Below are 26,212 nucleotides of genomic sequence, written 5' to 3' on the forward strand. Positions count from 1 at the left end.
CAACCCAGGCTAGGTTTGATGCTCCTGCTTCTCCCCTTGACTCAACCTTGCCTGGTGCTGTCCACCCTGGCATTCGCCCCGGCTACGGCCACTGCCGTCATGTTCACGATGCGCCTTGACGTCGCATTTGGCGTCAGGATGTGCACCGGCTTGGCCGCGCCCAGCAGGATAGGGCCCACCGTCACGCCCTGGCCGCCGGTGATCTTCAGCAGGTTGAAGGCGATGTTGGCCGCGTCCAGGCTAGGCATCACCAGGAGGTTGGCGCTGCCTGCCAGGCTGGTGCCTGGCAGGTAGTGACGCCGCACGTCTTCCGACATTGCCGCGTCGCCCTGCATTTCGCCTTCCAGTTCCAGTTCGGGGGCCGCTTTCGCCACCAGGTCATGCGCGGCCCGCATCTTCCTGGCGGAGGGGCGGTTGGATGAACCGAACATCGAGTGCGACAGCATCGCCACCTTGGGCTGCAGGCCGAAGCGCCTGACTTCCTCGGCGGCGAGCTGGGTGATCTCGGCCAGCTGTTCTGCGCTTGGATCGTCGTTGACATAAGTGTCGGTGATGAACATGGTGAACTTGTCGAGCATCAGCGCGTTCATCGCGGCGAAGGTGGTGGCGCCCGGCGCCAGGCCGATCACGTCCTCCACATGCTCCAGGTGGTGCTCGAAGCGGCCCACCGTGCCGCACAGCATGGCGTCGGCATCGCCCATGTGCATCAGCATCGCGCCGATCAGGGTGTTGGAGCGGCGCAGCGCCGACTTGGCCATGTCGGGCGTGATGCCATCGCGGCCGCGCAGGCCGTGGTAAGCCTCGTGATAGGCGCGGTAGCGCGGGTCGTCCTCGGGGTTGATCAGCTCGAAGTCGGTCTCCGGTTTCAGGCGCAGCCCGGCTTTCTCGATGCGCATCTGGATCACATGGGGACGCCCGATCAGGATGGGCCGGGCCAGTCCCTCGTCCACCACGGTCTGCACCGCGCGCAGCACATTCTCCTGCTCGCCTTCGGCATAAACCACCCGCCGCGGCGCGCTCCTGGCGGCCGAGAATACCGGCTTCATGATCAGGCCGGTGTGGTACACCAGCTGGCTCAGCTGCTGGCGGTAGGCCTCCATGTCGGCGATCGGCCGGGTGGCCACGCCGGACTCGGCTGCGGCCTTCGCCACCGCCGGCGCGATCCGCTCGATCAGGCGCTGGTCGAACGGTGTGGGGATCAGGTAATCGGGGCCGAAGGTCAGGTCCTGGCCGGCATAGGCGGCCGCTACCGCGTCATTCATCTCGGCTTCGGCCAGGTCGGCAATGGCGCGCACGCAGGCCAGCTTCATTTCCTCGGTGATCTTGGTGGCGCCGCAGTCGAGCGCGCCGCGGAAGATGTAGGGGAAGCACAGCACATTGTTGACCTGGTTCGGATAGTCCGAGCGGCCGGTGGCGATGATGCAGTCGGGCCGCGCCGCCTTGGCGACTTCCGGGCGGATTTCCGGCTCCGGGTTGGCCAGCGCCAGGATCAGCGGACGATCGCCCATGGTCCTGACCATGTCGCCGGTCAGTACGCCGGCGGTGGAACAGCCGAGGAAGACGTCCGCGCCCTTGACGATGTCAGCCAGCACGCGGGCGCCGGTGTCCTGCGCATAGCGGGCCTTGTTGGCTTCCATGTTGGCGTCGCGGCCCTCGTAGATCACGCCCTTGGAGTCGGCCACGAAGATGTTCTTGCGCTCGACGCCCAGGCTCACCATGATGTCCAGGCAGGCAATCGCCGCGGCGCCGGCGCCGGACACGGCCATCTTCACGTCGCCGATCCGCTTGCCCACCACCTTCAGCCAGTTCAGCAGCGCGGCGGCGGAAATGATGGCGGTGCCATGCTGGTCGTCATGGAAGACCGGGATGTTCATCCGCTCGCGCAGCTTCTTCTCGATGTAGAAGCATTCCGGCGCCTTGATGTCTTCCAGGTTGATGCCGCCCACCGTCGGCTCCAGCATCGCGATCGCTTCCACCAGCTTGTCCGGGTCATGCTCGGCCAGTTCGATGTCGAACACATCGACGCCGGCGAATTTCTTGAACAGGCATCCCTTGCCCTCCATGACCGGCTTGGAAGCCAGCGGGCCGATATTGCCCAGCCCGAGCACCGCGGTACCGTTGGTGATCACCGCTACCAGATTGGCGCGCGAGGTGTATTCGGCGGCCATGGCCGGTGTTTCGGCGATGGCTTCGCAGGCATAGGCGACACCGGGGGAATAGGCCAGCGACAGGTCGCGCTGGTTGGACAGCGCCTTGGTCGGCGTGACCGAGATCTTGCCGCGGGTCGGGCTGCGGTGATATTCGAGGGCTGCGTCGCGCAGCTGGTCTTCCTTGCTTGCTTGTTGGTCCATGATGAGTTCCGAAGTGATGGCGCAGCCAGGCGCGTTGAAATGAAGGTATGCCGTACAGGCGTGCCGCTGGTTCGAGCCGCTACTATACCTCCGGCTTGTGCGAGCGCAAGGAGCCCTGCACAGGCCTGTTTCATGCGCGATTGATCATGCCCATGAGCGCACGCTTTTGATGGAACTTGCGCCTTCACCCCTTTGCCTAAAACATTTTTGATATACGCCAATGCCGGCTGATGTTGCCGTACGGCGAGCACACACCATGCCGGATGCCGCGTGTATCGCACCGCAGGACAAGGGAGAGTGAATGAAGGTCGGAAACGAACTGGGCGCTGCATTGAATCCACCGGACGAGATCCCGGTGCTGGACTGCCTGATCATCGGCGGCGGCCCCGGTGGCCTGACCGCGGCCATTTATCTGCGGCGCTTTCACCGCAGCATCATGCTGATCGACAAAGGCGAGAGCCGGCTGTCGCTGATTCCGGTGAGCCATAACTATCCCGGCTTTCCGGAAGGCGTGCAGGGCAGCGCCTTGCTGCAGAGTCTGCGCGACCAGCTCGGCGCTGCGGGCGGCGAGGTCACGCAGGGCGAGGTCACCAGCATCGGGCGCGACGAGAAAAGCTTTTATGCCGACTGGAATGGCGGCCGGGTGCGGGCGCACAAGGTGATCATGGCGACCGGCATCGTCGACATCGGCCTGCCCACCGAGAACTGGCGCGCGGCGGTCAGGCATGGCGCGATAAGGCTGTGCCCGATCTGCGATGGCTATGACGTGACCGACCGCCGCATCGCCATCGTCTGCGGCCAGGACAACCGGGTTGCGCATGCGCGCTTCATGCGCACCTTCAGCGCCGACATCACCTTGCTGCTGCCGCAGGATGCGCCGCCGTTGAACGAGGAGGAAAGGGCGCAGTTGCGCGAAGCCGGCGTGGCCTGGCTGGAGGCGCCGGCGCTGGATGTGTCGACCCCGGACAGCCGCACGCCGCTGGTGCATACCGCCGATGGCGGGCAGCATGCCTTCGACGTGCTGTATCCGATGCTCGGTGAAAACGCCCGCTCGCGGCTGGCCGCCGACTTGGGCGCCGAACTGGGCGACTGCGGCGACCTGGTGGTCGACATCCATCAGCGCACCACCGTGGATGGCCTGTATGCAATCGGCGATGTGGTGGTGGGCATCAACCAGATCAGCGTGTCGACCGGACAGGCCGCGGTTGCCGCCACCGACGTACACAACAAGTTGCCCGCCTGCCTGCGCTGTGCCGACCGTGACCGCGCCGCGCAGGCGAAGCCGGTTCATGCGCCGGAGGTGCCGGAATCGACAGATGCTTTCCAGATCGGTTAATGTTCTGCATCTGACAATAACCCAAAGGAATCCCGATGAAACGAACCGCCATGCTTGCTGCTTCTTTTTCGCTTGCAGCGCTGTCCGGGTGTGCCTTCCTGCCGCCGGTGCCGATCGCCGTAGCCGACCTCAGCCCGACCCAGGGCAATACCGCCAGCGGCACCGCCACCTTTGTCGAGCGCAGCGGCAAGATCCTGGTGGACGGCCGTTTCAAGGGCCTCACGCCAGGCCAGCATGGCATCCATATCCATGAGAAGGGCGACTGCAGCGCGCCCGATGCCATGAGCGCCGGCGGCCATTACAACCCCACCGGCGAGCAGCACGGCGCGCCCGGCGCTGCCAGCCATCATGGCGGCGACCTTGGCAACATCAGCGCCGATGCCAATGGCGACGCCACGCTGAATGTCTCTCTGGATACCGGCCGCTTCGGCATGAGCAAGCTGGCCAGCAACACCATCGCCGGCAAGGCACTGGTCATCCATGCCGATCCGGACGACCTGGCCAGCCAGCCGGCCGGCAACTCGGGCAAGCGGGTGGCCTGCGGCGTGATCCGCATGCAATAAGCGGCAACGGCGGCGCTGCCCGGGCATGCAGGCAGGGATGCAGGCATTCCGGCAGGCGCCGCCGGTGTTCGTGGAGTCCTACACCAGCTTGGCCGGCTGTCCGACTGCATGGCCGATGGCGATAGGGCTATGCTGCGACATCCAATCGCGTCGTCGTCGGGGCCAGGCCATGAATCTGTTCAACCGTCTACCGAATTCCAGAACCGAACCGCCGGGCCTGGAGCGCCGCGTCTGGCGCGCCTTGCCCGGCGTGCTCGCCCTGGGCACCATGCTCCCGGCCATCTACATCCTTCTGCTGCATCTCCTGACGCTCGACAGCGGCGAGGGTATGGCGCGCAAGGTGGAAATGTCGCGCTACCTGGCCACTGGCGCGATCCTGTTCAACTGGATGATCGTGATGCAGGCAGCCATCCTGTGCGCCATCGTGATGGTAATGAAAGGCCATGGCTATGTGGCCGACGCCTACAAGCTGCCGGACAGTCCGTCACCACGGCAATAAGCATCCTTTGCCGACGCCGGGTGACGGCAGGGTTGCGCTTCATATGGCGTGATCGACGCGGCCTTTTCAATCCATTCGATTACTCCCTCCCAGCCGCTTTCTCGCCGCCAATTGAAATTTGCGCCCGATCAAGGCTCCTTCCCGACGTATCGCCGAATCTGTCCGGACCGGCTGGCAAGCGGGCGATCCGCGGACCGGCCATTGATTCCACCGGCAGGAGAAAGCACTGCGGATGAAATACAAGGACTATTACGCCGCCCTCGGCGTGGAGCGTGATGCCACGCCCGAGCAGATCAAGAAGGCTTACCGGAAACTGGCGCATCAGTACCATCCGGACATTTCCAAAGACCCGGAAGGCGAGGCCAAGTTCAAGGAAGTGCAGGAAGCCTATGCCACCCTGAAGGATCCCGAGAAGCGCGCCGCCTATGACGACCTGGGCCGCCGCCCGGCCGGCGAAAGCTTCGAGCCGCCGCCCGATTGGGGACAGGGCTTTGGCCATGGTGAGAATTTTTCCGATGTCGACCTGGCAGACCTTCTGGCCGCCTTCGCGTCCGCGCGTGGCGGCCGCGGCGGGCGGCGGTCGCAGCGCGGGCAGGATGCGGAGGCCAACGCGCCGGTGACGCTGGAGCAGGTCAGCGAGGGCGCCGAGGTCGATCTGCGCTTGAGCCTGCCGGAATACGACGCGCGCGGCCTGCTGCATCATGTGCCGCGCACGTTTCGGGTGCGCATTCCCAAGGGCGCCGGCGATGGCCAGCGGCTGCGCCTGGCGGGCAAGGGCGGCCCCGGCCTGAATGGCGGTCCGCCGGGCGACCTGTATATCGTGATCAGGCTGCAGCCGCATCCGCTCTACCGGGTCAGCGGCCGCGACCTGTATATCGACCTGCCGCTGTCGCCGGCCGAAGCGGTGCTGGGCGCCAGCGTCGAGGTGCCGACCCTGCGCGGTCGGGTGGAACTGAAGGTGGCGCCCGGCACCGCCAATGGCCGCCAGCTGCGGCTGTCCCGGCGCGGCCTGCCGACCGCCGACGGTGGCCATGGCGACCTGTATGCGGTGGTGCGCATCGATGTGCCGCCGTCGCCGACTGCGCGCGAGCGTGAACTGTATGCGGAGCTGTCCAAGGTGTCGGCATTCGATCCGCGCGGTCACTTTTCCCGGAAAGGCTGAGCATGGATGGCATGACGCTGGAAGCCGTATGGCTCAATGAAGGCCAGACCTGCAGCTTCCTGACCCTGATCGAAGCATCGGGGCTGACTGGCGAGGAAGTGCAGTGGCTGATGGAAAGCGGCGCCCTGATGCCGCTGCCGCTGCCGGCGCCGGAGGCGGAGCCGCAGCCACAGGAGAGCCTCAGCTTTCCGGCGGCGGCATTGCCGGTGGCGCGGCTGGCGCGGCGATTGCGGGACGATTTCGAGCTTGACCGCGCGGGCCTGGCGCTGGCGCTGCGCCTGATGCAGCGCATCGATACCCTGGAGCAGGAAGTGGCGCGGCTGCGCGCCCGGTTGCCGGTGCGCCACGGCCCGGCCTGACGCTGCCCGGCGTTGTGCCAGGCCGCCTGGAAGCAGCCTGGCGCCAGGCTCTGCCAACCTTTAAGTTAAATCAAGTTTCCTTCAGTAATCTGGACAATATTGAAACTTTTTCCTGAAGGCCGGGGTAAGATTTCGCCATCTTTTAATGAGGAGGATGGAGATGACATTCCGCATTCTGGCCATTTTCCTGGCATGCGCAACCAGCAGCCTGGCCTACGCCGGGCCCTTCAATAACTTCATGGACGGCTTCGGTGGCGGCTTGAACGACGGCGGACAGGGCCGCAATCTCGACCAGACGCTGGCCAATGTGAGCGCCTACCTGAACCGCGATGTGCCGGTTACGCTCGATGCCGATACCCGGCTCGACCAGGTCACTTCCGAGCCGGGCCACAAGCTGACCTATCACTACACGCTGACCAATGTCGAGTCCAAGGACATCAAGCGCGCCGAGTTCCTGAAACTGGTGCGTCCGCCGCTGCAGGCGCGCCTCTGCGAGAGCAATGAAATGCGCGGTTTCCTCAGGCGTGGCGTGACGATTTCCTATCAATATCGCAGCAAGGACGGAAGCCCGCTGGGTGCCGCGCGCTTCAAGGCCAGCGACTGCGGCCTGCAGCAGGTTTCCTGAGCCCTGGCATGCACGGCCTGGGCTGTTCATTGCTGCTGGCAAGCCTGCTCTGCGCCTGCACCCAGACCGGGCTGCATGCCTCGGAGCCAGTGTCCGAAACGCCGCAGGGCGGCGCGCTGCAGAACCTGCCGGTAGTTGCCGAACCGAGGGGCATCGTCGGCGAGTTCTGTTCGCCGGTGCTGGCGGCCAAGGGCGTCTGCTAGCCTGCATGCCAGCTACACAACCGGATCACATTACTCGTACTGCTTCAGTTCCGCCAGCGTGTTGATGTTGCGAAAGGCGTCCTCGTCCGCGAACAGCACTTCGGCGATCTTGAGCGAGGCATACCATGCGTCGATCTTGCGGCCGCCGCCGCGCAGATACTCGGTCAGATGCTGCAGCAGCGAGGCCTTCATCAGGCAAAACACCGGGTGCGCCTGGCGCCTGCCATTGCCTTCTGTGACAGCCACCGCCAGGTCTGCATCGGCGTGGGTCAGGCCTTCGGCCAGGCGCGCCACCAGGTCGGTCGGCAGGAAGGGCGAGTCGCAGGGCGCGGTCACCATGTAATCGGTCATGCAGTGAACCAGGCCGGTGTGCATGCCGGCCAGCGGCCCTTCGAAACCCTGGATTTCATCCGGCCAGACCGGCAGGCCGAAGGACTCGTAGGGCCCCAGGTTCTGGTTGGCATTGATCATCAGTTCGCCTACCTGCGGCTGGAGCCGCATCATCACATGCAGCGCCATCGGCGCGCCGCGGAAGTTCTGCAGGCCCTTGTCGACATGGCCCATCCGGCTGCCGCGTCCGCCAGCCAGGATCAGCCCGGTAATCTGTTCAGTGTTCATTCTTCCTTCTTCCTTTTGCCGCATGGTGTTTGATCCGGTGTCTGACCCTCCGGCCGGGCGCTATTGTAATGCCGGCCCGAAGGCCTCTCCCAGCGACAGGATGGTGCCGCTGTCGCTGGCGTCGTAGCCGGCCAGGGCGTCGACCGCGGCGCGAAACGGTGCCGAGCGCAGGATATCCAGCGCCTGCTTCATCATCGGCTCTTCCAGCGAGGGGCTGCGCGCTGCCAGGAAATAGCGCTCGGCAAGCAACGGCACGAAGCCCAGGCCGAAGCGCTGGGCCGCGGTCTGCACGCCGAAGCCGACATCGGCCATGCCGCTGGCGATGTAGGCGGCCACTGCCGAATGGGTAAATTCGGCATTCTCGTAGCCGTTGATGGCGTCCGGCTTCAGGCCGGCGCTGGCCAGCATCAGTTCCAGCAGCATGCGGGTGCCGGAGCCGGCCTGGCGATTGACGAAGCGCACGCCGGACCGGGCCAGGTCGGCCAGTCCGTCAATGCCCAGAGGATTTCCGGCGGCCACGATCAGGCCCTGGGTGCGGGTAGCCAGGTGCACCAGGCAATGCGAACGCGGCGACAGCCATTGCCGGTAGCGCCCGGCGGCCTGCTGCTCATGCTCGCCAAGCGGCACATGAAAGCCGGCCAGGTCGCATTCGCGCCGCGCCAGCGCAGCCACCGCGTCGCTGCTGTTGCGATAGCGCAGTTCGATCGGCAAGCCCGCTGCGTTGATGTGGTTCAGGAAGGCCGCCACCGCAAAGCCATGGCTGGCATCGAGCCTGATGGCCTGCGCGCCAGCGCCGACCAGCCTGGCCAGCTCGGCCTCCAGTTCCGAGGCCAGGCTTTCCAGGGTGGGCGAGAGGCGGGCTGCAATGCGGCGGTCGGCCCAGATCAGTTTCTCGGCCAGTGGCGTCAGCCGGGTGCCGCGGCCGCGGCCGCTCTGCATCAGGCCATGGCCGAAGATGCGTTCGGCATCGCGCAACAGGCCCCAGGCATAACGGTAGGACAGCCCGACCGAGCGGGTGGCTTCGGCAATCGAGCCGGTTTCATCGATGGCGCGCAGCAGCCGAAGCAGCGCGCCGGTATCCAGCGGCGTTTCGGCGCCGCTGCTGATTTCCCACTGGGGACTGATAGTGACCTTGTACATTCGGCTTAATATAGCTTATTGCGATGTGGCCGAGCCAGTGCTATTTTCCACACATAGGATAAAAATTGCATCGGTCTTTATGTTCCTTGAAACATAAAGACGATGCCGAGGCAGCCCCAGAAGCTGTCGCCACCCATTCCATGCGAGGAGCATCTTGAACCAGATCGTCATTCCCATCCTGGCCGTTGGCGCCACCCGTGAACGCAAGCGCCAGGCACCCAAGGGCCGGCGGGTCGATCCGCAGGCCCTGTCCGAAGTGCAGGCGCTGCTGGGCGACATGCCGCGCCGGCGCGACCTGCTCATCGAGTGCCTGCACCTGATCCAGGACCGCTACCGCTGCCTGTCGACACCGCACCTGGCCGCCCTGGCCCAGGAACTGCGCATGGCGCAGACCGAGGTCTACGAAGTCGCCAGCTTCTATCACCATTTCGATATCGTGCGCGAAGGCGAGGATGCGCCGGCCGCACTCACCGTGCGCGTCTGCGACGGCATCGCCTGCGAACTGGCCGGCGCCGGCGAACTCATCGAGCGCCTGCCCGCCATCCTCGGCGCCGACGTGCGCGTGCTGGCCGCGCCCTGCGTGGGCCGCTGCGAACAGGCGCCGGTGGCCGTGGTCGGCCAGAAGCCCATTGCCCGGGCGCAGTGCGAAACCGTGCAGGCCGCCGTGCAGGCAGGCGAGGTCACCGACATGCCGGCCCCCGGCTATCTCGACCATGCCGGCTATGTCGGGCAGGGCGGCTACCGGCTGCTGCAGAAGTGCGTCTCCGGCGAGATCGATGTCGACAGCGTGCTGGCCACGATGGAATCGTCCGGCCTGCGCGGCCTGGGCGGCGCCGGCTTTCCGGCCGGGCGCAAATGGCGCATCGTGCGCGCCGAGGCCGGCCCGCGCCTGATGGCGGTCAACATCGACGAGGGCGAGCCCGGCACCTTCAAGGACCGGGTCTACCTCGAAACCGATCCGCACCGCTTCCTCGAAGGCATGCTCATTGCCGCCTGGGCGGTGGGCATCGAGGACATCTACATCTACCTGCGCGACGAGTACCACGGCTGCCGCGCGCTGCTGCAGCGCGAGCTGGCGGCGCTAGAGGCCCAGGCGCCGATACCCGGCATGCCGCGCATCGCGCTGCGGCGCGGCGCCGGCGCCTATATCTGCGGCGAGGAGTCGGCCATGATCGAGTCCATCGAAGGCAAACGCGGCATGCCGCGGCTGCGCCCGCCGTACGTGGCCCAGGTCGGCCTGTTCGGCCGGCCCACGCTGGAGCACAACTTCGAGACGCTGTACTGGGTGCGCGACATCCTGGAAAAGGGCGCGGACTGGTTTGCCTCGCATGGCCGGCATGGCAGGAAGGGGCTGCGCTCGTACTCGGTGTCGGGCCGGGTGAAGAACCCGGGCGTGAAGCTGGCGCCGGCGGGCATCACGATCCAGGAGCTGATCGACGAATACTGCGGCGGCATGCAGCAGGGCCATGCCTTCTATGCCTATCTGCCGGGCGGCGCGTCGGGCGGGATATTGCCGGCGACGATGAACGACATCCCGCTGGACTTCGACACGCTGCAGCCGCATGGCTGCTTCATCGGCTCGGCGGCGGTGGTGGTGCTGTCGGATGCCGACAGCGCCAAGGGCGCGGCGCGCAACCTGATGCGCTTCTTCAAGGACGAGTCGTGCGGGCAGTGCACGCCGTGCCGGGTGGGCACGGCCAAGGCGCTGACCCTGATCGAGAAGCCGGTATGGGACGTGCCGCTGCTGGCGGAGCTGTCGCAGGTCATGCGCGACGCCTCGATCTGCGGCCTGGGCCAGGCCGCGCCGAATCCGGTGGACTGCGTGGTCCGCTACTTTCCCCATGAACTGACCGGGAACTGAACATGAATGCCATTACCCGTAATGAAATTGCCCAGCTCGACGCGCCGGTGGTCGAGTTCACCTTGAATGGCCGCCCGGTGCAGGGGCGGGCCAGCGAAACCATCATCGAGATCGCCGACCGCGAGGGCATGTCGATACCGCGTCTGTGCTACAAGCCCGGCATGGACACCGCCGGCAACTGCCGCGCCTGCATGGTGGAGATCAATGGCGAGCGCGCGCTGGCGCCGTCCTGCTGCCGCTCGCCGACTGCTGGCATGCAGGTCAGCAGCGAAAGCGAGCGCGCGGTCAAGGCGCAGCAGATGGTGCTGGAGCTGCTGCAGTCGGACATGCCTGAAGCCGATTACACGCTGCACAATGAAGTCGACCAGTGGGCCGAGGCGCTTGCGGTGGGCAAGCCGCGCTTCGAGCCGCGTCCCAGCGTGCCGCCGGATTATTCGCATCCCGGCATCACCGTCAATCTCGATGCCTGCATCCAGTGCACCCGCTGCGTGCGCGCCTGCCGCGACGAGCAGATGAATGACGTGATCGGCCTGGCGCTGCGCGGCCAGGCGGAAAAGATCGTCTTCGACATGGACGACCCCATGGGCAACTCCACCTGCGTGTCCTGCGGCGAATGCGTCCAGGCCTGCCCGACCGGCGCCATCATGCCCGCGCGCGAGGCGGGCCTGGCAGTGCCGGACAAGAAGGTCGACTCGGTCTGCCCGTATTGCGGCGTGGGCTGCCAGCTGACCTACAACGTCAAGGACGACAAGATCCTGTATGTCGAAGGCCGCGACGGCCCGGCCAACCATGGCCGGCTGTGCGTCAAGGGCCGCTACGGTTTCGACTATGCGCGCCATCCGCAAAGGCTGACCGTGCCTCTGATCCGGCGCGAAGGCGTGCCCAAGACCGGCGACTTCACCATGGACCCGGACCGGGTGATGGACGTGTTCCGCGAAGCGACCTGGGAGGAAGCGCTGGACTTCGCCGGCGGCCGCCTGCGCGATATCCGCGATACCCACGGCAAGGGCGCGCTGGCCGGCTTCGGCTCGGCCAAGGGCAGCAACGAGGAAGCCTACCTGTTCCAGAAGCTGGTTCGCACCGGCTTCGGCAGCAACAACGTCGACCACTGCACCCGGCTGTGCCATGCCTCCTCGGTGGTGGCGCTGCTCGAAGGCATCGGCTCGGGCGCGGTGTCGAACCCGGTGATGGATGTGACCAGGGCCGAGGTCATCGTGATCATCGGCGCCAACCCGACCGTGAACCATCCGGTGGCGGCGACCTGGATCAAGAACGCGGTAGCCAATGGCAGCAAGCTCATCGTCTGCGACCCGCGGCGCTCGGAGCTGGCGCGCTTCGCGCACCGCTACATGCAGTTCAAGGCCGACACCGACGTGCCGATGCTCAACGCGATGATGCATGTGATCGTCAACGAGAACCTGGTGGACCAGGCTTTCATCGACAGCCGTACCATAGGCTATGAGGAGCTCAAGGCCAACGTGGCGGAATACAGCCCGGAGAAGATGGCGCCGATCTGCGGCATCGATGCCGAGACGCTGCGCTATGTGGCGCGGCTGTATGCAACCGCGAAGTCGTCGATGATCCTGTGGGGCATGGGCGTATCGCAGCACGTGCACGGCACGGACAATGCCCGCTGCCTGATCGCGCTGGCCCTGATGACGGGCCAGATCGGCCGTCCCGGCACGGGCCTGCATCCGCTGCGCGGCCAGAACAATGTGCAGGGTGCGTCCGACGCCGGCCTGATCCCGATGATGTATCCGGACTACCAGCGTGTCGACAATGCCGAGGCGCGCGAGCGCTTCGAGAAGCTGTGGGGCCAGCCGCTGGACCCGCAGCCTGGTCTGACCGTGGTGGAAGTGATGAAGGCGATCAAGGCCGGCAGCGTGCGCGGCATGTACATCATGGGCGAGAACCCCGCCATGTCCGACCCTGATGCGAACCATGCCCGCGAAGCCCTGGCCGCGCTCGACCACCTGGTGGTGCAGGACATTTTCCTGACCGAGACCGCCTACCTGGCCGACGTGATCCTGCCGGCTTCGGCCTTCCCGGAGAAAACCGGCACCTTCACCAACACCGACCGCCTGGTGCAGTTGGGCCGCCAGGCCATCAATCCGCCGGGCGATGCGCGCCAGGACCTGTGGATCATCCAGCAGCTGGCGGAGCGGCTGGGCCTGAAGTGGAACTACGGCCATGTGTCTGAAGTGTTCGACGAGATGCGGCGCAGCATGCCCAGCATTGCCGGCATTACCTGGGACCGGCTGGCCAATGAAGGCGCGGTGATCTATCCCTGCATGAAGGAAGGCGACCCCGGCGAGCCGGTGGTATTCCAGGATCATTTCCCGACCGAAACCGGACGCGCGAGGTTCGTGCCGGCCGACATCATCCCGGCGGCCGAGCGGCCCGACACCGAGTATCCCAACGTGCTGATCACGGGCCGCCAGCTGGAGCACTGGCATACCGGCAGCATGACCCGCCGCGCCGCGGTGCTGGACGCGCTGGAGCCGGACCCGGTGGCGCTGGTGCATCCGCTGGACCTCGCCGGGCTGGGTGTCGCGGCGGGCGATGTGATCACCATCGCCTCACGCCGCGGCCAGGTCTCGCTCTATGCCCGCGCGGATGAAGGCACGCCGCGCGGCGCGGTCTTCGTGCCGTTCTGTTATTACGAGGCGGCGATCAACACGCTGACCAATGACGCGCTGGATCCGTTCGCGAAAATCCCGGAGTTCAAGTACTGCGCGGTGAGGGTGACGCCCGGCGGCGAGCCGCCAAGGCAGAGCAGCTATGGAGGTGGGCAGATACTGGAGGAGATGAACCAGGCCTGAACTCTTGTAGGGTGCAATACCCCGAAGGGGCATTGCACGGCAATTGCAGTTGCGGTTGCATCCGGGTTTCGCTGCGCTCAACCCAGGCTACGTGCTGCCGCTGTCAAATCTTGAGGCATGTCCTGCCGCATGTTTAATTCGAGGAGTTACCAGCCCTCTGTTTGAAGAGTCACTGGGAGAATAGAGAAGAAGCCTAAGCGCAGCCTGGCGTCGTTGCCGCTAACGCAATAACCGATCCCTAGGTTTTTATAGAATTTCAGGAGTTCCGTTCTGGTCATCTTCCCAACTTGCTTGCCTGAATTTTCATATTCGCCAGCAAACAGTTCTCCATCCTTGCCTGCTGCGATAGTCGCCAGCTCACCCAGTGAGAGTTCGTTGCCAAAGGAGGAAAAGTTTTTTGTCATGATGTTTTGCCTTTTTGAAAGGGTGTTGAGCTCAACGAAAAATATTCGTCGAGACTTAAGATGAAAATCCACGCTGAACAGCATATGAATACAACGCTTGCTGAAGCGTCCTGCAGTCTGTAGCAGTTTTCCTTGAATTGGTCCGATGGAAATCTGACACGCATTTGGCGCTTGCTGCTGATCGCGTCACCCGGTTCCATTCCATCAACAGCCTCGCCGAAAACATTGGCATCTTCTTCAAGTTTTGTGTGCCGTTCTGCCACACCCGGCAACATTTCCCACTAAGAAATATAATCCGCAGCCGACACCCAGAGCGCAGCACGACCGTTTGGTTTAGACTTGCGCCATTCCAGCCAGGAGAACGAATTGAGCATCACGACAGAAGCGGTCAAGGCCGCGTTAACGCAGGTTATCGACCCCAATACCGGCCGCGATCTGGTCAGTGGCAAGTCCGCAAAAAACATCAAGGTCGAAGGCGACGATGTCACGCTGGATGTCGAACTGGGCTATCCGGCCAAGAGCCAGATCGACGGCATCCGCAAGTCCGTGATTGCCGCCATCCGCGCGCTGCCCGGCGCCGGCAATGTCAGCGTCAACGCCTACAGCAAGATCGTGGCCCACACCGCGCAGCGCGGCGTGAAGCTGTTGTCGAATGTAAAAAACATCATTGCCGTCGCTTCCGGCAAGGGCGGCGTCGGCAAGTCCACCACCGCAGTCAACCTGGCGCTGGCGCTGTCGGCCGAAGGCGCGCGGGTCGGCATTCTCGACGCCGATATCTACGGCCCTTCGCAGCCGATGATGATGGGCATCTCTGGCCGTCCCGAAACCACCGACGGCAAGACCATGGAGCCGATGGAGAACTACGGCCTGCAGGTATCGTCGATCGGTTTCATGATCGATCCGGACGAACCCATGGTCTGGCGCGGCCCTATCGTCACCCAGGCGCTGCAGCAGCTGCTTGAGCAGACCAACTGGCACGAGCTCGATTACCTGATCGTCGACATGCCGCCCGGCACCGGCGACATTCAGCTGACGCTGTCGCAGAAGGTGCCCGTCACCGGCGCCGTGATCGTCACCACGCCGCAGGACATCGCGCTGCTGGATGCGCGCAAGGGCCTGAAGATGTTCGAGAAGGTGGGCATTCCCATCCTCGGCATCGTGGAAAACATGAGCATGCATATCTGCAGCAACTGCGGCCATGCCGAAGCGATCTTCGGCGAAGGCGGCGGGCAGAAGATGTGCGGCGAGTATGGCGTGGACTTCCTTGGCGCGCTGCCGCTCACGATGTCGATCCGCGAGCAGACCGACAGCGGCATGCCGACCGTGGTCGCCGACCCGGACGGCAAGGTGGCTGCCATCTATCGCGAGATCGCCCGCAAGATCGCGGTGAAGGTGGCGGAGAAGGCCAAGGACATGTCCGGCAAGTTTCCCAATATCGTCATCCGCAACGACTGATCAAGCGCACAGGCCGGGAAAGCAATCATGCATACGGAAGCAATGCCAGTCGGCGTCGTGATGCAACGGCGCCGGCTCGATAACCGCTGGCAGTCGCATCAGTGGCGGCTGCTGGAAGTCATCGCCGGCGAAGAGCTGCAGCGGCCGGCCGGCGTGTATTGCCTGCGCGAGGATGATGCCGACAGCCGCTGGCTGCATGCCGGCCTCGAAGTGGCGCTGTACAGCGACGAGGGCGAGGGCTATCACCTGAACGTCAATGCGCCGCAGCCCTGCTGGTTCGTGATGTGGCGCATGGACGAGGTCGATGGCGTCGAGGTGGCGATGCCGAAGTCGGTGACGCTTTCCTACAATGAAGCGGCGCGGCTGATGGATGGCGGCGAGCAGGTCGACACCGTGCCGCTGCCGCAGGACATGATCGATCTGGTGGCGGGCTTCGCCGCCGAGCATTATCGTCCCGAGCCCAAGCGCAAGCGGCGCAAGCCTTCCTTCGAAGGCGGCGCCGCGGTGCAGCAGATGGCGGACCAGGAAAAGGGGGATGCATGAGCGCCGACGATTTCTTCAGCCGCTGGTCCAGGCGCAAGCAGGAAGCAGCGGAGGAAAGGAAGCAGGATGCCGCGCCGGATGCTTCTGTAGCACCCCCAGCGCCGGCCGAGGCATTGCCGCCGCCCACGCTGGACGACGTGGCGGCGCTGAACCATGACGCTGACTTCCGGCGCTTCGTCGCACCCGGCGTCGATGAAACGGTGCGCCGCTCGGCCATGAAAAAGCTGTTCACCGATCCGCACTTCAATGTGATGGACGGCCTCGATATCTATATAGACGACTACAACAAGTTCGAACCCCTGCCGGCGGCGATGCTGGCCATGCTGGAGCATGCCAAGCCGCTGCTCGATCCGCTCGGCCAGCTGAAGCAGCCGGTGATGCGGATGCTGGATCTGGCGCCCGGGCAGCCACAACAGGAAGCACAGGCAGAGCAGGGCGCGCCAGCGCATGCCGAGGCGACATCAGCCGAAGCCGCTGCGCAAGCGCCGCAGGATGAGCTTGAGAGCGTTGACACTGTGCCGCCGCAGCCTGATGCCGTCCCAACCGACGCAACAGCCGAAGCGCCGCCAGCCGAGGCGCCTGCGCCCAACCCCCAGGATACCGAAGCACCCCAAGATGACCACTCAATTTAAAGTCTGCAGCTGTAACCGGACCATGCCGCTGGATGCCCGATCGGGCGCCGCGCTGGGCGCAGCCCTGGGCGTGGAGCCCCTGCCGGTCGCCACCGAACTGTGCCGGCGTGAAGTCGGCGGCTTCCTCGGGGCCATCGAGGGCGTCGATGACGTTGTCGTTGCCTGCACCCAGGAGCAGGCGCTGTTTTCCGAACTGGCCGCCGAACGCAAGGCGGTTGCGCCGCTGCGCTTCGTCAACATCCGCGAAACCGGCGGCTGGGGCAAGGAGGGCGGCGCAGCCCTGCCCAAGATGGCTGCGCTGCTGGCAGCCGCAGCGCTGCCCGAGCCGGAGCCGGTGCCTACTGTCAGCTATGACTCGGCCGGCCATGTGCTGGTCGTCGGCCCGGCATCGCGCGCGCTGCCCTGGGCACGCCGCCTGGCCGCGCAAATGGATGTAAGCCTGCTGCTGACATCGGGCAGCGCCGGCGAGATGCTGGAGGAACGCACCTTCCCGACCTTTTCCGGCAGCGGGATCGACGTCAAGGGCTGGCTCGGCGCGTTTACGGTGCGCTGGAAGCAGGCCAATCCGATCGACCTGGAAGTCTGCACCCGCTGCAATGCCTGTGTCGATGTATGCCCGGAAGGTGCAATCGACCTGACCTACCAGATCGACATGAGCAAGTGCACCTCGCACCGCGACTGCACCAAGGCATGCGGCGCCATCGGCGCCATTGACTTCATGCGCGAGGACACGGCGCGCGAAGGCAGCTATGACCTGGTGCTGGACCTGTCGGACACGCCGCTGCTGGGCATGCATCAGCCGCCACAGGGCTACTTCGCGCCCGGCGCCGGCGAGATGGCGCAGGCCGAGGCGGCATTGAAGCTGGCCCAGATGGTGGGCGAATTCGAAAAGCCCAAGTTCTTCGCCTACAAGGACAAGCTGTGCGCCCACGGCCGCAACGGCAAGGTCGGCTGCACCGCCTGCATCGACGTCTGCTCGGCCGAGGCCGTCAGCCACGATGGCAACCTGATCAAGGTCAACCCGAACCTGTGCGTGGGTTGCGGCGCCTGCACCACGGTATGCCCGTCCGGCGCGCTGACTTATGCCTATCCGCGCGCGCCCGATACCGCACGCCGCTTCAAGACATTGCTGTCGACCTATTTCAGCGCGGGCGGCAAGGCGCCGGCGCTGCTGCTGCACGGCCATGAGCGCGGCGCGGAACTGCTGGGCCAGCTGGGACGCATGGCACGCGCCGGCGGGCGCCTGCGCGGCGTGCCGGCGCGGGTGATCCCGGTCGGCATGCATCATGCCGCCGCCACCGGCCTGGACCTGTGGCTGTCGGCCATCGCCTATGGCGCAACCAATATCACGGTGCTGATCACCAGCCAGGAAGCGCCGCAGTATGTCGATGCGCTGCAGGCGCAGATGGCGGTGGCGCAAACCATCGTCAATGGCCTGGGTTACGAGGGCGTGCACTTCTCGCTGCTGCGCGCCGACACGGCAACCGGGCTCGATGCCGGCCTGGCGGCGCTGATGCCGGCCCAGGCGCCGGATCGGCGCGCCGGCTTCAATGCGGCCGCCGAAAAGCGCGGCACCCTGGACCTGGCGCTGGACCACCTGCTCAAGAACGGGCCGCGAAAGCCGGAACAGATTGCGCTGCCGGCGGGCGCGCTGTATGGCCAGGTCATGGTCAACAAGAGTGCCTGCACCCTGTGCATGTCCTGCGTCGGCGCCTGTCCCGAATCGGCGCTGATGGACAACGCCAATGCGCCGCAACTGCGTTTCGTGGAAAAGAATTGCGTGCAATGCGGCCTGTGCGAGAAGACGTGCCCGGAGAATGCGATCAGCCTGGCGCCGCGCCTGCTGCTGACCGAGGCGGCGCGCCAGCCGGTGGTGCTGAACGAGGCGCAGCCCTTCCACTGCATCCGCTGCAATGCGCCGTTCGGCACGCTGCAGATGATAGAAAACATGGTGTCCAAGCTGTCGCTGCATGGCGCATTCGCCGGCAACATCAACCGCATCAAGATGTGCGGCGACTGCCGCGTGGTGGACATGATGGAAAACAAGAGCGAAGCAACCATTACCAGCGTGACGCGGCCGCATTGAGCGCCGCCGTTCAGGAAAGACGATGTCCATGAGCAGTTCCCAGCCGATCAAATTCGAATCGCCCGACCGTGGCGAGGAAACCGCCCGCGCCGACCTGTACGGCCTGCTGGCCACCCTGTACGCGGCGCCGCCTTCGCAGGACCTGATCGACACGATCGCATCGGCGCGCAGCGAAGGCGAGGGCGTGCTGGAGCAGGCCTGGGCTGGGCTGGTGGCTGCCTGCCGCGAGGCCGACCCCGAAGCCGTGCGGGATGAATATGAATCGCTCTTCATCGGCGTGGGCAAGCCGGAAGTGATGCTTTACGGTTCCTACTACCTGTCGGGCTTCCTGATGGAAAAGCCGCTGGCAGCCCTGCGCACCGACCTGGCCCAGCTGGGCCTGGAACGCGATGCCTCGGTCACGGAGAGCGAGGACCATATCGCCATGCTCTGCGAAGTGATGCGCTATTTGATTGCGTCCGATGAAATTGCACCTGTGGGTATCGCGGAGCAGAAGCGCTTCTTCGCCACCCACATGCAGCCGTGGGTGGTAGCCATGTGCGACGCCGTCGCCGCGCACCCGGAATCCCGGTTTTACCGCGTGGTGACGGCACTTGCGCGGACCTTCTTCGAAGTCGAGATGCAGGCTTTTGACATGAGCTAGCGTTGGTCCGAGATTGCGACGCCTTATTTTTGCGGCAGCGCAACACAGGAAATGCTTTGCTTGTCTGTACGTATTTTCCACAATCGCATGCACTTAATTGCATTTCCCAGTTGCATTTGTTGAGTTTCGACCTACAATGCGATAGGTCAAGTTTTGTATAAATAAAACGGTCATTTCATCGTCTCGCGTGGCGCCAGAAGAAAAACAGAAGAGCAGAAGAGCAGAAAAGTACAAGGCCACGTACAACCACCAGGAAAACATCATGTCCGAACAGAAGAAAATCGCGCGCAGAAGTTTTTTTGCGGGCCTGGGCCTGGTCGCGGCCGCAGGCGTTGCAGCCAAGCTGGCGCCTGCCAGCGTTGCTCAAGCCGTCGCCGATCAGCCTGCCGAGCCTGAAGGCAACAGCTATCGCTTAAGCGAGCACGTCAAGAAGTACTACCGCACTACCACTATTTAATTTCGAGGTGACCCCATGCTGTTGACTCGCAAAGGCCAGTCGGGCCAGCGTACGAACACGCGTTTTTCATCCAGCCTGGCTGATACCCTGTCGCGCGCATTGCCGACCATGGACAGGCGCATGTTCCTGAAGCGCTCCGGCATCGGCGTAGGCGCCGGTATCGCAGCCGCGCAGCTCGGCCTGATCCGCAAGTCCAATGCGGCCGACGGCGCCAAGACTGGCGCGCCGGGCGCAAAGATCGAGGTGCGACGCACCGTCTGCACCCACTGCTCGGTGGGCTGCGCGGTCGACGCGGTGGTGGAAAACGGCGTGTGGGTGCGCCAGGAGCCGGTGTTCGATTCGCCGATCAACCTCGGCGCGCACTGCGCCAAGGGCGCCGCGCTGCGCGAGCACGGCCACGGCGAGTATCGCCTGAAGTACCCGATGAAGCTGGTCAACGGCAAGTACCAGCGCATCAGCTGGGACGTGGCGTATAACGAGATCGCCGCCAAGCTGCTGGACATGAAGAAGACCAGCGGCCCGGATTCGGTGTTCTGGGTCGGCTCGTCCAAGCACAACAACGAGCAGGCACAGCTGCTGCGCAAGTTCGTCTCCTTCTTTGGCTCCAACAACTGCGACCACCAGGCCCGCATCTGCCACTCCACCACGGTGGCCGGCGTTGCCAACACCTGGGGCTATGGCGCCATGACCAACAGCTACAACGATATGCAGAACGCCAAGGCGGCGATGTATATCGGTTCCAACGCTGCCGAGGCGCATCCGGTGTCGATGCTGCACATGCTGCATGCGAAGGAAACCGGCTGCAAGATGATCGTGGTCGATCCGCGCTACACCCGCACCGCGGCCAAGGCGGACCAGTACGTGCGCATCCGTTCCGGCTCGGACATTCCCTACCTGTACGGCATGCTGTACCACATCTTCAAGAACGGCTGGGAAGACAAGAAGTACATCCACGACCGCGTCTACGGCATGGAAGCGGTCAAGGAAGAAGTGATGAAGTGGACGCCGGACCGCGTCGAGGAAGCCTGCGGCGTGCCGGAAGCCGAAGTGTTCAAGGCCGCGCAGACGATGGCGCTGAACAAGCCCTCGACCGTGGTCTGGTGCATGGGCCAGACCCAGCACACCATCGGCAATGCCATGGTGCGCGCTTCCTGCATCCTGCAGCTGGCGCTGGGCAATGTCGGCGTGTCGGGCGGCGGCACCAACATCTTCCGCGGCCACGACAACGTGCAGGGCGCAACCGACGTCGGCCCCAACCCGGATTCGCTGCCCGGCTACTACGGCCTGGCCACCGGCGCATGGAAGCACTGGTGCGCTGTCTGGGGCGTGGATTATGAATGGGTGAAGAAGCAGTTCGCCTCGCAGGCCATGATGGAAAAGTCCGGCACCACGGTGTCGCGCTGGGTGGATGCGGTGCTGGAAAAGAACGAGCTGATCGACCAGGACAGCAATGTCAAGGCGATGGTGTTCTGGGGCCATGCGCCGAACTCGCAGACCCGCGGCCTGGAAATGAAGAAGGCCTTCGACAAGCTGGACCTGCTGGTGGTGATCGACCCGTATCCGTCGGCCACCGCGGCGATGGCGGCGATGAAGGTCGATGGCCAGGAATTGAACCCCAACCGCGCCGTCTACCTGCTGCCGGCCGCCACCCAGTTCGAGACTTCCGGCTCGGCCACCGCGTCGAACCGCTCGGTGCAATGGCGCGAGAAGGTCATCGAGCCGCTGTTCGAGTCCCGCACCGACCACATGATCATGTACCAGCTGGCGGAAAAGCTGGGCTTCGCCAAGGAGCTGGTGGCGAAGATCAAGCTGGTGCCGGGCAAGGGCGGCATGATGGAGCCGGAACCCGAGTCGATGCTGGAAGAGATCAACCGCGGCACCTGGACCATCGGCTACACCGGCCAGTCGCCGACGCGCCTGAAGGCGCACATGCGCAACATGCATCTGTTCGACGTGAAGACCCTGCGCGCCAAGGGCGGCAAGGACGCGGCGACCGGCTATGACATCACCGGCGACTATTTCGGCCTGCCATGGCCATGCTTCGGCACGCCGGAAATGAAGCATCCGGGCTCGCCCAACCTGTACGACACCACCAAGCACGTGATGGACGGCGGCGGCAACTTCCGCGCCAATTTCGGCGTCGAGCGCGATGGCGTGAGCCTGCTGGCCGAAGACGGCTCGCATTCGGTCGGCTCCGACATCACCACCGGTTACCCCGAATTCGACCACATCCTGCTGAAGAAGCTGGGCTGGTGGGACGACCTGACCGAGGCGGAGAAGAAGGCCGCAGAAGGCAAGAACTGGAAGACCGACCTGTCCGGCGGCATCCAGCGCGTGACGATGAAGGTGCATGGCGTGCATCCGTTCGGCAATGCCAAGGCGCGCGCCGTGGTCTGGAACTTCCCCGACCCCGTGCCCAAGCACCGCGAGCCGCTGTACGGCACCCGGCCCGACCTGGTGGCGAAGTATCCGACCCATGACGACAAGAAGGCGTTCTGGCGCATGCCGACGCTCTACAAGTCGGTGCAGGACAAGAACGTGGAGCAGAAGCTGTACGAGAAATTCCCCATCATCCTGACCTCCGGCCGTCTGGTCGAGTACGAGGGCGGCGGCGAGGAAACCCGTTCGAACCCATGGCTGGCCGAGCTGCAGCAGGAAAACTTCGTGGAGATCAACCCGAAGGCAGCGGCCGACCGCGGCATCCGCGATGGCGAGTACGTGATCGTGGCCACGCCGACCGGCGCGCGCATCAAGGTCAAGGCGCTGGTGACGCCGCGGGTTGGTCCGGACACCGCGTTCATTCCCTTCCATTTCTCCGGCTGGTGGCAGGGCCGCGACATGAAGGAGTACTACCCGGACGGCGCGGCGCCGATCGTGCGCGGCGAGGCGGTCAATACCGCCACCACCTACGGTTATGACGTTGTGACGATGATGCAGGAAACCAAAACCACCATCTGCAACATCGAAAAGATCGTGGCCTGATGCGGCGTAGCCAACAGCGAATAAAGAGGAATAGCAAATGGCAAGAATGAAATTCATCTGCGACGCGGAGCGCTGCATCGAATGCAACAGCTGCGTAACCGCCTGCAAGAACGAGCATGAGGTGCCCTGGGGCGTGAACCGGCGCCGCGTGGTCACCATCAACGACGGCGTGATCGGCCAGGAGAAATCGATCTCGGTCGCCTGCATGCACTGCTCCGACGCGCCCTGCATGGCGGTGTGCCCGGTCGACTGCTTCTACCGCACCGACGAAGGCGTGGTGCTGCATGACAAGGACATCTGCATCGGCTGCGGCTACTGCTCCTATGCCTGCCCGTTCGGCGCGCCGCAGTTCCCGTCCAACGGCACATTCGGCCTGCGCGGCAAGATGGACAAGTGCACCTTCTGCGCCGGCGGACCGGAAGCCGACGGCTCGCATGCCGAGTTCGAGAAATACGGCCGCAACCGCCTGGCCGAAGGCAAGCTGCCGGCCTGCGCGGAAATGTGCTCGACCAAGGCGCTCCTGGGCGGCGACGGCGATGTGGTGGCGGACATCTTCCGCAATCGCGTGCTGCGCCGTGGCAAGGGCAGCGAGGTCTGGGGCTGGGGTACGGCCTACGGCCGCGCGCCCAACAGCAACGCCGTGGCGCCAGCACCGGCACCGGCGCCGGCCGCCACCAAGACGTCGGCAGGGGTGAAGTCATGATGCGCGCTGCGGTGATGATGGCGGCGCTGCTGGCGCTGTCGGCCTGCGGCGAGCGTGACCAGACCCTGGCGGCCAGCCGCAACAAGTCGCCCGACCAGCCGTGGCAGGGCGCCAAGAACGCCTATGTTGCGAAGAACTGGACCCCGGGCGACAAGGCCGTCTGGGAAACCCAGCTGCGCAACCGCGCGCAGACCCAGAACGAGTACAACAAGACCAACTGATGCCCTCTGTATCGGAGCAGCCATGAAAAAATGCTTAGCCAGCCTGGCGCTGGGTCTGTCGTTGCTGGCAACGACGGCCATCGCGCCGGCGCAGGACAAGACACCGGTGCCGCCGGGCGGCATCGTCGTCAGCACGCCGCCGCAGTCGCCACCCGGCATCACTTCCGCGCCCAGCCCTGGCTTTCCGGGCGTGGAGTCGGCCGACATCCTGAAGCAGAACCAGGCCGAACGCACCCAGGTGCAGCCCGGCAATGCCGCGCCGACCTGGCGCGTGGTCAAGGAAGGCACGACCAATTATTCCAGCCTGCCGGCGCTGGACTCGGGCGTGCTGATCCAGCCCAAGGCCCAGTTCCCCGGCCAGATGCGGGCTACTACCGCAGGCGAGGCCTGGCGCCAGTACCGCAACGGCCCATTGACCAAATTCGGCGGCTGGCTGCTGCTCGGGGCACTGATCCTGCTAGCCGCTGTCTATTTCATCGGGGGCAAGATCCGGATGAAGGCGCCGCTGACGGGCCGTCTGATCGAACGCTTCACCTCGTTCGAGCGCATCGTGCACTGGACGGTGGCGATCAGTTTTGTCACGCTGGCGGCGACCGGGGTGATGATCCTGTTCGGCAAGTATGTGCTGCTGCCGATCTTTGGCCATACGCTGTTCGGCTGGATCACCTATGCCGGCAAGAACGTGCATAACTTCGTCGGCCCGCTGTTTGCCGGCTCGCTGGTGGTGATGTTCATCACCTATGTGAAGGACAACATACCGGGCCTGACCGACCTGCGCTGGCTGGCGCGGCTCGGCGGCGTGATCGGCAAGGGCCATCCGCCCGCCGGCCGCTTCAACGGTGGCGAGAAGGTGTGGTTCTGGCTGGGCGTGGTGGTACTGGGCCTGATCGTCAGCGCATCGGGCTTCGTGCTTGACATGCTGGTCCCCGGCATCATCTACAGCCGTGGCAACATGCAGATCGCCAATGTGATCCACCTGACGGCGGCCGTGCTGGTCACCGCGATGTCGGTGGGCCACATCTATCTTGGCACGATAGGCATGGAAGGCGCCTATGCGGCAATGCGCCATGGTTATGTCGACGACACCTGGGCCAAGGAGCACCATGAGCTCTGGTACGACGACATCGAAAGCGGCAAGGTGCCGCGGGTGCGTACCCAGGAAGGCGCGAACCGCGTCAGCACGCCGGTCAAGGCGGTTTGAGGAGTGATGGATGAATAAATTACTGATCGCCCTGTTGGGCATGTCCCTGGCCGGCGCGGCGCTTGCCAAGCTGCCGCCCCTGAGCCCGGAAGCGCAAGCCAAGGCGGATGAGGCCAAGCAAAAGACCGCCTGGTCGGACAAGGTGGCGGCTTACCAGCTGTGCCAGGCGCAGGACCGCGTGGCCGCGTCCTACCGCAAGGCCAAGGGCGCCCAGCCCAAGGCTGAGACGCCGGCTGCGCCGGCCGCTGCTGCTCCGGCTCCCGCCGCTCCGGCTCCCGCCGCTTCCGCGACCGCACCGGCAACGGCTGCGGCCGCGCCGGCGATTCCGCCATGCCAGGACCCCGGCCCCTATGTCGCCGCCGCGGCCAGTGCCAAGGTCGGCGTCGCCGACTCGCTGCCGGTGCCGGCCGCCGGCAAGCCGCCGGCGCCCGCCGAAGTGAAGAAATAGGAAGGCAGGCAAGCTTCCGCATCGCCATGTCCAGCCGTCCCCAGCTCAGCAACGCCGCCGCAGCACTCACCCATGAGGTTGAAGTGATGGATGAGCGCGGCCGCGTTTCCACCATTGCGATACCCGCCGAGCGGCCGCTGACGGTGTATGTCGACAAGCGCGAGCTGGTCACGCTGATGACGCTGGGCGGCGCGCCCGAAGCGCTGGTGCTGGGCTACCTGCGCAATCAGCGTCTGCTGAAATCGCTGGAAGACATCGAGTCGGTGCAGGTGGACTGGAGCGTCGACGCCGTGGCCGTCAGGACCCGGCACGGCATTGCCCATGTGGAGGAGCGCACCTCGAAGCGCGTGGTCACCACCGGCTGCGGCCAGGGCTCGGTGTTCGGCGGCCTGATGGACGATGTCGATGCCATCACCCTGAACCCGGACGCGCGCCTGAAGCAGTCGGTGCTTTACCGTATCGTCGATACCATCCGCACCCAGCCCTCGATCTACAAGCAGGCCGGCTCGGTGCACGGCTGCGCGCTGTTTTCTGCGGAAGGCGAGCTGATCCATTTCGTCGAAGACGTGGGCCGCCACAACGCGGTCGACGCCATCGCCGGCAAGATGTGGCTGGACGACATGCGCGGCGACGACAAGGTGTTCTATACCACCGGCAGGCTGACGTCCGAAATGGTGATCAAGGGCGCGCAGATGGGCATCCCCTTCCTGCTGTCGCGCTCGGGCACCACCCAGATGGGCCACATGGTGGCCGAAAAGCTGGGCATGTCGCTGCTGGCGCGCTGCACCGGCAAGCATTTCCTGCTGCTGACCGGCAGGGAACGCCTGCAGTTCGAGCCTGGCCTGGCCGAACAGACGCGCCGCGTTGCCTGAATGACGATGGCAATCAACCGGGCGCC

Annotated in this window: 25 protein-coding genes; 21 read left to right on the forward strand and 4 right to left on the reverse strand. The window is 64.9% G+C overall.

Translation table 11 applies throughout. From position 1 onward, the window contains the following. Positions 1-41 precede the first annotated feature (41 nt). On the reverse strand, positions 42-2,351 hold the full coding sequence (locus KTQ42_RS04205) for an NADP-dependent malic enzyme (protein WP_217344359.1): 2,310 nt from the start codon (positions 2,349-2,351) through the stop codon (positions 42-44). A gap of 301 nt (positions 2,352-2,652) precedes the next feature. On the opposite strand from KTQ42_RS04205, the gene KTQ42_RS04210 reads away from it, so the two are divergent. The 7 genes from KTQ42_RS04210 to KTQ42_RS04240 all read left to right on the forward strand — a co-directional run bounded on the left by KTQ42_RS04210 (position 2,653) and on the right by KTQ42_RS04240 (position 7,098). Continuing rightward, complete coding sequence (locus KTQ42_RS04210; RefSeq protein ID WP_217344360.1) at positions 2,653-3,687, forward strand: NAD(P)/FAD-dependent oxidoreductase; 1,035 nt, start codon at positions 2,653-2,655, stop codon at positions 3,685-3,687. A gap of 35 nt (positions 3,688-3,722) precedes the next feature. Continuing rightward, entirely contained in the window at positions 3,723-4,250 is a 528-nt protein-coding gene (locus tag KTQ42_RS04215; RefSeq protein WP_217344361.1) for a superoxide dismutase family protein, read from the forward strand. Between the two features lie 169 nt (positions 4,251-4,419). Then, entirely contained in the window at positions 4,420-4,749 is a 330-nt protein-coding gene (locus tag KTQ42_RS04220) for a hypothetical protein (RefSeq protein WP_217344362.1), read from the forward strand. A 232-nt stretch (positions 4,750-4,981) separates the two neighbouring features. Continuing rightward, positions 4,982-5,911 carry a DnaJ C-terminal domain-containing protein gene (locus tag KTQ42_RS04225; RefSeq protein ID WP_217344363.1) on the forward strand — a complete coding sequence of 310 codons (930 nt, stop codon included), beginning with the start codon at positions 4,982-4,984 and terminating at the stop codon, positions 5,909-5,911. A 2-nt stretch (positions 5,912-5,913) separates the two neighbouring features. Next, complete coding sequence (locus tag KTQ42_RS04230; protein WP_249222633.1) at positions 5,914-6,270, forward strand: chaperone modulator CbpM; 357 nt, start codon at positions 5,914-5,916, stop codon at positions 6,268-6,270. 160 nt (positions 6,271-6,430) lie between these two features. Further along, positions 6,431-6,895 (forward strand): PA3611 family quorum-sensing-regulated virulence factor, encoded by a 465-nt coding sequence (locus KTQ42_RS04235; protein ID WP_217344364.1) that lies wholly within the window; start codon positions 6,431-6,433, stop codon positions 6,893-6,895. An 8-nt stretch (positions 6,896-6,903) separates the two neighbouring features. Next, complete coding sequence (locus KTQ42_RS04240; RefSeq protein WP_217344365.1) at positions 6,904-7,098, forward strand: hypothetical protein; 195 nt, start codon at positions 6,904-6,906, stop codon at positions 7,096-7,098. Between the two features lie 30 nt (positions 7,099-7,128). Here KTQ42_RS04240 and mobA read toward each other — a convergent pair whose 3' ends face one another. Further along, complete coding sequence (gene mobA / locus KTQ42_RS04245; RefSeq protein WP_217344366.1) at positions 7,129-7,716, reverse strand: molybdenum cofactor guanylyltransferase MobA; 588 nt, start codon at positions 7,714-7,716, stop codon at positions 7,129-7,131. 60 nt (positions 7,717-7,776) lie between these two features. Next, positions 7,777-8,856, reverse strand: a complete 1,080-nt coding sequence (locus KTQ42_RS04250) for a substrate-binding domain-containing protein (protein WP_217344367.1) — start codon at positions 8,854-8,856, stop codon at positions 7,777-7,779. A 154-nt stretch (positions 8,857-9,010) separates the two neighbouring features. Between KTQ42_RS04250 and KTQ42_RS04255 the strand changes: the two genes are divergently transcribed. After that, positions 9,011-10,717 (forward strand): NAD(P)H-dependent oxidoreductase subunit E, encoded by a 1,707-nt coding sequence (locus KTQ42_RS04255; protein WP_217344368.1) that lies wholly within the window; start codon positions 9,011-9,013, stop codon positions 10,715-10,717. A gap of 2 nt (positions 10,718-10,719) precedes the next feature. Continuing rightward, on the forward strand, positions 10,720-13,539 hold the full coding sequence (fdhF, locus tag KTQ42_RS04260; RefSeq protein WP_217344369.1) for a formate dehydrogenase subunit alpha: 2,820 nt from the start codon (positions 10,720-10,722) through the stop codon (positions 13,537-13,539). Positions 13,540-13,685: 146 nt separating this feature from the next. Here fdhF and KTQ42_RS04265 read toward each other — a convergent pair whose 3' ends face one another. Further along, positions 13,686-13,943, reverse strand: a complete 258-nt coding sequence (locus KTQ42_RS04265; protein ID WP_217344370.1) for a hypothetical protein — start codon at positions 13,941-13,943, stop codon at positions 13,686-13,688. Positions 13,944-14,282: 339 nt separating this feature from the next. Between KTQ42_RS04265 and apbC the strand changes: the two genes are divergently transcribed. The 12 genes from apbC (at position 14,283) to KTQ42_RS04325 (ending at position 26,186) form a co-directional block, all read left to right on the forward strand. Continuing rightward, positions 14,283-15,398: an iron-sulfur cluster carrier protein ApbC gene (gene apbC / locus KTQ42_RS04270; RefSeq protein ID WP_217344371.1), complete on the forward strand. Its 1,116-nt coding sequence runs from the start codon at positions 14,283-14,285 to the stop codon at positions 15,396-15,398. A gap of 27 nt (positions 15,399-15,425) precedes the next feature. Then, positions 15,426-15,941 carry a DUF3305 domain-containing protein gene (locus KTQ42_RS04275; RefSeq protein ID WP_217344372.1) on the forward strand — a complete coding sequence of 172 codons (516 nt, stop codon included), beginning with the start codon at positions 15,426-15,428 and terminating at the stop codon, positions 15,939-15,941. After that, positions 15,938-16,573 carry a DUF3306 domain-containing protein gene (locus KTQ42_RS04280; RefSeq protein ID WP_217344373.1) on the forward strand — a complete coding sequence of 212 codons (636 nt, stop codon included), beginning with the start codon at positions 15,938-15,940 and terminating at the stop codon, positions 16,571-16,573. Before KTQ42_RS04275 ends, KTQ42_RS04280 begins: the two co-directional genes overlap by 4 nt. Then, a complete protein-coding gene (locus tag KTQ42_RS04285) occupies positions 16,557-18,659 on the forward strand; it encodes a 4Fe-4S binding protein (protein ID WP_217344374.1) in 2,103 nt (700 codons plus the stop codon). Before KTQ42_RS04280 ends, KTQ42_RS04285 begins: the two co-directional genes overlap by 17 nt. A 22-nt stretch (positions 18,660-18,681) precedes the next feature. Beyond that, a complete protein-coding gene (locus KTQ42_RS04290; protein WP_217344375.1) occupies positions 18,682-19,302 on the forward strand; it encodes a molecular chaperone TorD family protein in 621 nt (206 codons plus the stop codon). Positions 19,303-19,564: 262 nt separating this feature from the next. Next, entirely contained in the window at positions 19,565-19,759 is a 195-nt protein-coding gene (locus KTQ42_RS04295; protein WP_217344376.1) for a hypothetical protein, read from the forward strand. 15 nt (positions 19,760-19,774) lie between these two features. Next, on the forward strand, positions 19,775-22,741 hold the full coding sequence (locus KTQ42_RS04300) for a formate dehydrogenase subunit alpha (RefSeq protein ID WP_217344377.1): 2,967 nt from the start codon (positions 19,775-19,777) through the stop codon (positions 22,739-22,741). A 37-nt stretch (positions 22,742-22,778) separates the two neighbouring features. Further along, entirely contained in the window at positions 22,779-23,444 is a 666-nt protein-coding gene (gene fdh3B / locus KTQ42_RS04305) for a formate dehydrogenase FDH3 subunit beta (protein WP_217344378.1), read from the forward strand. Then, positions 23,441-23,665, forward strand: coding sequence for a hypothetical protein (locus KTQ42_RS04310; RefSeq protein ID WP_217344379.1), 225 nt, complete (start codon positions 23,441-23,443; stop codon positions 23,663-23,665). Before fdh3B ends, KTQ42_RS04310 begins: the two co-directional genes overlap by 4 nt. Positions 23,666-23,687: 22 nt before the next feature. After that, on the forward strand, positions 23,688-24,866 hold the full coding sequence (locus KTQ42_RS04315; RefSeq protein ID WP_217344380.1) for a formate dehydrogenase subunit gamma: 1,179 nt from the start codon (positions 23,688-23,690) through the stop codon (positions 24,864-24,866). A 10-nt stretch (positions 24,867-24,876) separates the two neighbouring features. Beyond that, positions 24,877-25,314: a hypothetical protein gene (locus KTQ42_RS04320; protein ID WP_217344381.1), complete on the forward strand. Its 438-nt coding sequence runs from the start codon at positions 24,877-24,879 to the stop codon at positions 25,312-25,314. Positions 25,315-25,340: 26 nt separating this feature from the next. Beyond that, on the forward strand, positions 25,341-26,186 hold the full coding sequence (locus tag KTQ42_RS04325) for a formate dehydrogenase accessory sulfurtransferase FdhD (RefSeq protein ID WP_217344382.1): 846 nt from the start codon (positions 25,341-25,343) through the stop codon (positions 26,184-26,186). Positions 26,187-26,212 lie beyond the last annotated feature (26 nt).

It is taken from the genome of Noviherbaspirillum sp. L7-7A (genome assembly GCF_019052805.1).
Classification (GTDB): domain Bacteria; phylum Pseudomonadota; class Gammaproteobacteria; order Burkholderiales; family Burkholderiaceae_D; genus Noviherbaspirillum_A.

Excerpts from the sequence above, each read along its gene's own strand:
- KTQ42_RS04205 (WP_217344359.1), bottom strand. The coding sequence starts at position 2,351 with ATGGACCAACAAGCAAGCAAGGAAGACCAGCTGCGCGACGCAGCCCTC.
- KTQ42_RS04210 (WP_217344360.1), top strand. The coding sequence starts at position 2,653 with ATGAAGGTCGGAAACGAACTGGGCGCTGCATTGAATCCACCGGACGAG.
- KTQ42_RS04215 (WP_217344361.1), top strand. The coding sequence starts at position 3,723 with ATGAAACGAACCGCCATGCTTGCTGCTTCTTTTTCGCTTGCAGCGCTG.
- KTQ42_RS04220 (WP_217344362.1), top strand. The coding sequence starts at position 4,420 with ATGAATCTGTTCAACCGTCTACCGAATTCCAGAACCGAACCGCCGGGC.
- KTQ42_RS04225 (WP_217344363.1), top strand. The coding sequence starts at position 4,982 with ATGAAATACAAGGACTATTACGCCGCCCTCGGCGTGGAGCGTGATGCC.
- KTQ42_RS04230 (WP_249222633.1), top strand. The coding sequence starts at position 5,914 with ATGGATGGCATGACGCTGGAAGCCGTATGGCTCAATGAAGGCCAGACC.
- KTQ42_RS04235 (WP_217344364.1), top strand. The coding sequence starts at position 6,431 with ATGACATTCCGCATTCTGGCCATTTTCCTGGCATGCGCAACCAGCAGC.
- KTQ42_RS04240 (WP_217344365.1), top strand. The coding sequence starts at position 6,904 with ATGCACGGCCTGGGCTGTTCATTGCTGCTGGCAAGCCTGCTCTGCGCC.
- mobA (WP_217344366.1), bottom strand. The coding sequence starts at position 7,716 with ATGAACACTGAACAGATTACCGGGCTGATCCTGGCTGGCGGACGCGGC.
- KTQ42_RS04250 (WP_217344367.1), bottom strand. The coding sequence starts at position 8,856 with ATGTACAAGGTCACTATCAGTCCCCAGTGGGAAATCAGCAGCGGCGCC.
- fdhF (WP_217344369.1), top strand. The coding sequence starts at position 10,720 with ATGAATGCCATTACCCGTAATGAAATTGCCCAGCTCGACGCGCCGGTG.
- KTQ42_RS04265 (WP_217344370.1), bottom strand. The coding sequence starts at position 13,943 with ATGACAAAAAACTTTTCCTCCTTTGGCAACGAACTCTCACTGGGTGAG.
- KTQ42_RS04275 (WP_217344372.1), top strand. The coding sequence starts at position 15,426 with ATGCATACGGAAGCAATGCCAGTCGGCGTCGTGATGCAACGGCGCCGG.
- KTQ42_RS04280 (WP_217344373.1), top strand. The coding sequence starts at position 15,938 with ATGAGCGCCGACGATTTCTTCAGCCGCTGGTCCAGGCGCAAGCAGGAA.
- KTQ42_RS04285 (WP_217344374.1), top strand. The coding sequence starts at position 16,557 with ATGACCACTCAATTTAAAGTCTGCAGCTGTAACCGGACCATGCCGCTG.
- KTQ42_RS04290 (WP_217344375.1), top strand. The coding sequence starts at position 18,682 with ATGTCCATGAGCAGTTCCCAGCCGATCAAATTCGAATCGCCCGACCGT.
- KTQ42_RS04295 (WP_217344376.1), top strand. The coding sequence starts at position 19,565 with ATGTCCGAACAGAAGAAAATCGCGCGCAGAAGTTTTTTTGCGGGCCTG.
- KTQ42_RS04300 (WP_217344377.1), top strand. The coding sequence starts at position 19,775 with ATGCTGTTGACTCGCAAAGGCCAGTCGGGCCAGCGTACGAACACGCGT.
- fdh3B (WP_217344378.1), top strand. The coding sequence starts at position 22,779 with ATGGCAAGAATGAAATTCATCTGCGACGCGGAGCGCTGCATCGAATGC.
- KTQ42_RS04310 (WP_217344379.1), top strand. The coding sequence starts at position 23,441 with ATGATGCGCGCTGCGGTGATGATGGCGGCGCTGCTGGCGCTGTCGGCC.
- KTQ42_RS04315 (WP_217344380.1), top strand. The coding sequence starts at position 23,688 with ATGAAAAAATGCTTAGCCAGCCTGGCGCTGGGTCTGTCGTTGCTGGCA.
- KTQ42_RS04320 (WP_217344381.1), top strand. The coding sequence starts at position 24,877 with ATGAATAAATTACTGATCGCCCTGTTGGGCATGTCCCTGGCCGGCGCG.
- KTQ42_RS04325 (WP_217344382.1), top strand. The coding sequence starts at position 25,341 with ATGTCCAGCCGTCCCCAGCTCAGCAACGCCGCCGCAGCACTCACCCAT.